The organism is Cupriavidus sp. 05N40 (assembly GCF_056397305.1).
This window is the reverse complement of the sequence record NZ_JBFTND010000315.1, coordinates 1-5,626: the sequence shown is the minus strand read 5'-3', so window position 1 is coordinate 5,626 and position 5,626 is coordinate 1. Positions and strand designations below refer to the sequence as shown.

The 5,626-nt window shown below is 69.4% G+C and carries 4 protein-coding genes; 2 read left to right on the top strand and 2 right to left on the bottom strand.

What is annotated here, in order from left to right; translation table 11 throughout:
- Positions 1 to 2: 2 nt before the first annotated feature.
- Positions 3 to 1,079 carry an efflux RND transporter periplasmic adaptor subunit gene (locus AC1DO7_RS38825; RefSeq protein ID WP_477117388.1) on the top strand — a complete coding sequence of 359 codons (1,077 nt, stop codon included), beginning with the start codon at positions 3 to 5 and terminating at the stop codon, positions 1,077 to 1,079.
- A gap of 10 nt (positions 1,080 to 1,089) precedes the next feature.
- On the top strand, positions 1,090 to 4,203 hold the full coding sequence (locus tag AC1DO7_RS38820; protein WP_477117387.1) for an efflux RND transporter permease subunit: 3,114 nt from the start codon (positions 1,090 to 1,092) through the stop codon (positions 4,201 to 4,203).
- Positions 4,204 to 4,240: 37 nt separating this feature from the next.
- Here the strand turns inward: AC1DO7_RS38820 and AC1DO7_RS38815 are convergent, their stop codons facing one another.
- Together AC1DO7_RS38815 and AC1DO7_RS38810 are read right to left on the bottom strand one after the other, a co-directional pair.
- The gene (locus AC1DO7_RS38815) at positions 4,241 to 4,651 is read right to left on the bottom strand and encodes a DUF3830 family protein (RefSeq protein WP_441615979.1); all 411 of its coding nucleotides are present in this window, start codon (positions 4,649 to 4,651) and stop codon (positions 4,241 to 4,243) included.
- A 93-nt stretch (positions 4,652 to 4,744) separates the two neighbouring features.
- Positions 4,745 to 5,626: amidase family protein (locus AC1DO7_RS38810; protein WP_477117386.1), on the bottom strand; the 882-nt coding region annotated here is incomplete at its 5' end.

The following is a 5,626-nucleotide window of genomic DNA, read 5'->3' as shown; positions in this document are numbered from 1 at the left end:
CGCTGGCGCTGGCCTGCCTGCTTTGCCTGCTGGCCGGCTGCGGCCCCAAGGCCGCGCGTGCGCCGGAGATCCGCCCGGTGCGCCTGATGCACCTGCAGGCGGGCGCGGGCAAGACCGATCTGGAGTTCTCCGGCGATGTCCGGCCCCGCATCGAGTCGCGGCTGGGATTCCGCGTCGGGGGCAAGATTGCCGCCCGGCTGGTGGACGTGGGCGCCACGGTGCGCAAGGGGCAGCCGCTGGCGCGTCTCGATCCGACCGACCTGGGTCTGGCCGAAGCCAGTTCGCGCGCGCAGTTCGATGCGGCCAGGACCGACCGCGATCTCGCCGCGGCAGACCTCAAGCGTTACAACGACCTGTTCGCCAAGGGCTTTATCAGCGCCGCGGAGCAGCAGCGCCGCCAGGCCACGCTGGACGCTGCCGCGTCGCGCCTGCGCCAGGCCGAGGCGGGGCTGCGCAACCAGTCCAACCAGACCGCCTATGCGGTGCTGCCCGCCGATGCCGACGGCGTGGTCACTGCGATCGATGCCGAAGTCGGCCAGGTAGTCACGGCCGGGCAATCGGTGGTGCGGGTGGCGCAGACCGCCGAGAAAGAAGTGGCGGTGGGCCTGCCCGAGGATCAGGTGGAACGCCTGCGCGGCATTTCCGACGTGACGGTGCGGACCTGGGCCGGGCCGGCTCGTGCGCTGCCCGGCCATGTTCGCGAGATCGCGCCGATGGCGGACCCGGTCACGCGGACCTACGCCGCGCGCATCAGCGTGCCCAACCCGCCGGCCGACTTCAAGTTCGGCATGACCGCGGTGGTGACCTTCACCCGTACCGGCGACAGCACGGCGCTGCGCGTGCCGCTGTCCGCCTTGCTGCAGCAGGACGGCAGCAACCAGGTCTGGGTATACGAAAGCGCTGCCGGCACGGTAAGCCCGGTCAGCGTGACGCTGGGCGAGCTGCAGGGCAACGAAGTGCAGGTCACCAAGGGGCTGGTGCCGGGGCAGACCATCGTCACGGCCGGCGTGCACCTGCTCAAGCCGGGCCAGAAGGTCAAGCCGCTGCAATCCGTGGCGCCAGCCACCGCGCGCAACTGAGGCGCGCTGCATGGAACATTCCCGCTTCAATCTTTCGCGCTGGGCGCTCGAGCACCAGCCGCTGACCCGCTACCTGCTGGTGGTGCTGCTGCTGGGCGGGCTCTTCGCGTTCTTCCAGCTCGGGCAGGACGAGGATCCGCCCTTCACCTTCCGCGTGATGGTGGTGCAAGCCTTCTGGCCCGGCGCCACCGCCGAGCAGATCGCGGTGCAGGTGACCGACAAGATCGAGCGCCAGTTGCAGGAAGTGCCGTACGCCGACAAGATCCGCAGCTTCTCCAAGCCCGGCGAGACCACGGTGATCTTCCAGCTCAAGGACACCTCGCCGGCCAGGGACACCGCGCAGATCTGGTACACGGTGCGGAAGAAGGTCGGCGACATCGCGCAGACGCTGCCGGCGGGCGTGCGCGGGCCATACTTCAACGACGAGTTCGGTGACGTGTACGGCTCGATCTACGCGCTCTCCGCCGACGGTTTCAACTACAAGGAGCTGCGCGAGTACGCCGACCTGGTGCGCCAGCAGCTGCTGCGCGTGCCCTCGGTGGCCAAGGTGGCGCTGATCGGGCTGCAGGACGAGAAGATCTTCATCGAGTTCAACCAGGCCCGCTTCGCCCAGCTCGGCCTCGATATCAACGCCATCGCCGACCAGATCTCGCAGCAGAACAGCATGAACGCCAGCGGCGTGCTGGTGACGCCGGGCGACAACCTGCAGGTGCGCCTGTCGGGCCAGTTCGCCAAGGTGGCCGACCTGGAGAACCTGGTACTGCGCGGGCCCAGCGGCGCGGCCAATATCCGCCTGGGTGACATCGCCCACGTCTACCGCGGCTATGTAGACCCGCCGCAGAGCAAGATGCGCTTCCAGGGCAAGGAAGTGATCGGCCTCGGCATCTCGATGGAGAAGGGCGGCGACATCATCGCGCTGGGCAAGAACCTGCGCGCCGCCATGGACGGCATGCGCGGGCAGCTGCCGGTCGGCATCGAGCTGGACCAGGTGCAGAACCAGCCCGAGGCGGTGGAGCGCTCGGTGGGCGAGTTCGTGCACGTGCTGATCGAGGCGGTGGTGATCGTGCTGGGTGTCAGCTTCGTTTCGCTCGGCCTGCACACCAGGCCGTTGCGGCTGGACGTGCGCCCGGGGCTGGTGGTCGCATTGACCATCCCGCTGGTGCTGGCCGTCACCTTCCTGTTCATGAACATGTTCGGCATCGGCCTGCACAAGATCTCGCTCGGCGCGCTGATCGTGGCGCYCGGCCTGCTGGTGGACGACGCCATCATCGCGGTGGAGATGATGGTGCGCAAGCTTGAAGAGGGCTTCTCCAAGATGGAGGCGGCCACCTTCGCCTACACCTCCACCGCGATGCCGATGCTGACCGGCACGCTGATCACCGCCGCCGGCTTCCTGCCGGTGGGGCTGGCACGCTCCACCGTGGGCGAGTACACCTTCGCCATCTTCGCCGTGACGGCGCTGGCGCTGGTGCTGTCGTGGCTGGCCGCGGTCTACTTCACGCCCTACCTGGGCTACCTGCTGCTCAAGGCCAGGCCGGCCGGCGAGGGCGCCCATCACGAAGTCTTCGACACGCCGTTCTACAATCGCTTCCGCCAGCTGGTGAACTGGTGCGTCACCTGGCGCAAGACCGTGATCGCCGTCACCCTGGTGGCCTTCGGGCTCGGCTTGTACGCCTTCAAGTTCGTCGAGAAGCAGTTCTTCCCGGATTCCAGCCGCCCCGAGCTGATGGTGGAGCTGTGGCTGCCCGAAGGCAGCAGCTTCGCCCAGACCGAGGCCGAGACCAAGCGCTTCGAGCGCGCGCTGCGCGCGGACCGCGAGATCGCCAGCCTGACCAGCTTCGTCGGCAGCGGCGCGCCGCGCTTCTACCTGCCGCTGGACCAGATCTTCCCGCAGAGCAACGTGGCCCAGGTGATCGTGCTGCCCGCCGACGTGGCGTTGCGCGACCGCGTGCGCCAGCGCGTCACCAGCCTGCTGGCGACCGATTTCCCGCAGCTGCGCGGACGTGTCAAGCTGCTGCCGAACGGCCCGCCCGTGCCTTACCCGGTGCAGTTCCGCGTGATCGGCCCGGACGCCGCCGGCGTGCGCAAGCTGGCCGACCAGGTCAAGGCCGTGATGAGCGCCAACCCCAACACGCAGGGCGTCAACGATAACTGGAACGAGAGCGTCAAGGTGCTGCGCCTGGATATCGACCAGGACAAGGCGCGCGCGCTCGGCGTCAGCAGCACCGCCATCGCCCGCGTGACCCAGACCGTGCTCACCGGCGTGGCGGTCGGCCAGTATCGCGACGGCGACAAGCTGATCGATATCCTGATGCGCGCCCCGCGCAACGAGCGCGATGCCATGTCGGACCTGCAGAACGTGCAGGTGCCCACGGCCAATGGCCGCGTGGTGCCGCTGACGCAGGTGGCGCGCATTGCCTTCCGCTCCGAGCCCGGCGTGATCTGGCGCGAGAACCGCGACTTCGGCGTGACCGTGCAGTCCGACGTGGTGGAGGGCATCCAGGGACCCACCGTGACCGCGCAGATCAATCCCAAGCTCGATCCGCTGCGGGCGCAGCTGCCGGCCGGCTACCGCATCACCATCGCCGGCGCCGAGGAAGAAAGCGGCAAGGCCGGCGCTTCCATCGCCGCGCAGTTGCCGCTGTGCATCTTCCTTATCTTCACGCTGCTGATGCTGCAGCTGCACAGCTTCTCGCGCGCGCTGATGGTGTTCCTGACCGGCCCGCTGGGGCTGATCGGCGCGGCCGCCACGCTGCTGCTGCTGAGCGCGCCGATGGGCTTCGTGGCCCAGCTCGGCATCACCGCGCTGCTCGGCATGATCATCCGCAACTCGGTCATCCTGGTCGACCAGATCGAGCAGGACGTGCGCGGCGGCGCGGCGGTATGGGATGCGATCGTGGAATCGGCGGTGCGCCGCTGCCGCCCCATCATCCTGACCGCGGCGGCGGCCGTGCTGGCCATGATCCCGCTGTCGCGCTCGGTGTTCTGGGGGCCGATGGCCGTGGCCATCATGGGCGGGCTGATCGTGGCCACGGCGCTGACGCTGCTGTTCCTGCCGGCGCTCTATGCGGCCTGGTTCCGGGTCAGGGCGCCGGAGGCAGGATCCGCCCTGGTGGCGCGCTGAGCGCCGGATGCGGGGCGCTGCCGGCGCGCCCCGCGACTCACATCGCTTCGAACACCACGTCCTGCGCGCCTTCCCACAGCACCTTGGTGCCGAGCGCCCGCAGGTTTTCCTTGCCTTCCACGATGGTCAGGAAGTGGTTGCCGGCAAGCTGGCCCATCTTGCTGGCGAAGCAGCAGCTGCCGTAGGCCAGGATGATCTCGGTCTCGCTGTAGCCACCCGGGTAGAACAGGATGTCGCCCACCGACGGGTGGCTGGTGTGGTTCTCGAAGTCCACGCCGAGCCTGAACTCGCCCAGCGGGATCCAGCAGCCTTCGCCGCTCCAGCGCACATGGATCAGTTTTTGCCGGTAGGGCAGCAGCTTGGTGAAGGCCGCCACGGTCAGCGGGGCGTCGGGGTTGGTCTCGGCGACGAACTGATAGCCGCCGGCGGCGATGCGGATGCGGGCCATTGAGGCTCTCCTTGTCTTGTCGGAAAATCGGGCAGAAATGCGCGCGCCGCCGGGTTGGCCGGCGGCGCGCGGGAAAAGCAGGCGCAATGTAGCTTAGCCTAGTGCCTTCACCAGGCTTTGCGCAAATGCGATCAGGCTGCGGTCGCTGCCGGCGGGGCCCATCAGGGACAGGCCGAGCGGCGCGCCGGCGCGGCCCGACAGCGGCAGGCTCATCTGCGGGAAGCCGGTCAGCGGCGCCAGGCAGAGGATCTGGGACGAGCGGTTGCGGTAATCCTCGAGCGTGTCGCCGTCGGCGTCCGAGAGCGGCGCGATGTCGGGCATGCTCGGCATCAGCAGGACGCCGTCGTCGCCGAGCAGGGCGCCGATGTGCGCGGTGACGGCGCGGCGGAGCGCGCTCGAGGCCTCGAACTGCGCCGCCGTGACCCCCTTGGAAAAGGCAAAGCGCCCGGCCACGTCGGGGCCGAGCTGCAGGCCGTATTGCTCGATCAGCTCGCCGTCGGCCTGCCAGGCTTCCCAGCCCTGCACGTAGCGGAAGGCCCACCAGATATCCTCGATCGGCCGGTCCGCCACGGCGACCGGCGCGGCCTTGCCGAGGGCGGCTTCGATGCGGCCGACCACCGGTAGCAGCGCATCCAGCGCGGGCGCGGTGGGCAGGCGGAACAGGTCTTCGGCCAGCAGCAGGCGCGGGGCCGACGGCAGGGGGCGGCTGTCGGTGCCCAACAGGACGTCGGCCACGCGCGAGAAGGTGCCGATATCGCGCGCGAAGAAGCCGCAGGTGTCGAGGCTCTCGGCCAGCGCCAGGGTGCGCTCCAGCGAGATGCGGCCGTGGGTGGGGCGGATGCCGTACAGGCCGCAATGGCTGGCCGGCGCGCGCACCGAGCCGCCGGTGTCGCTGCCGAGCGCGAAGTCGCACAGCCGGTTGGATACCGCCGAGGCCGAGCCGGACGAGGAGCCGCCGGTGATGCGCCCGGGCGC

What these genes read in the sequence shown, in the direction of transcription:
- AC1DO7_RS38815 (WP_441615979.1), bottom strand. Translation starts at nt 4,651, where the DNA reads ATGGCCCGCATCCGCATCGCCGCCGGCGGCTATCAGTTCGTCGCCGAG.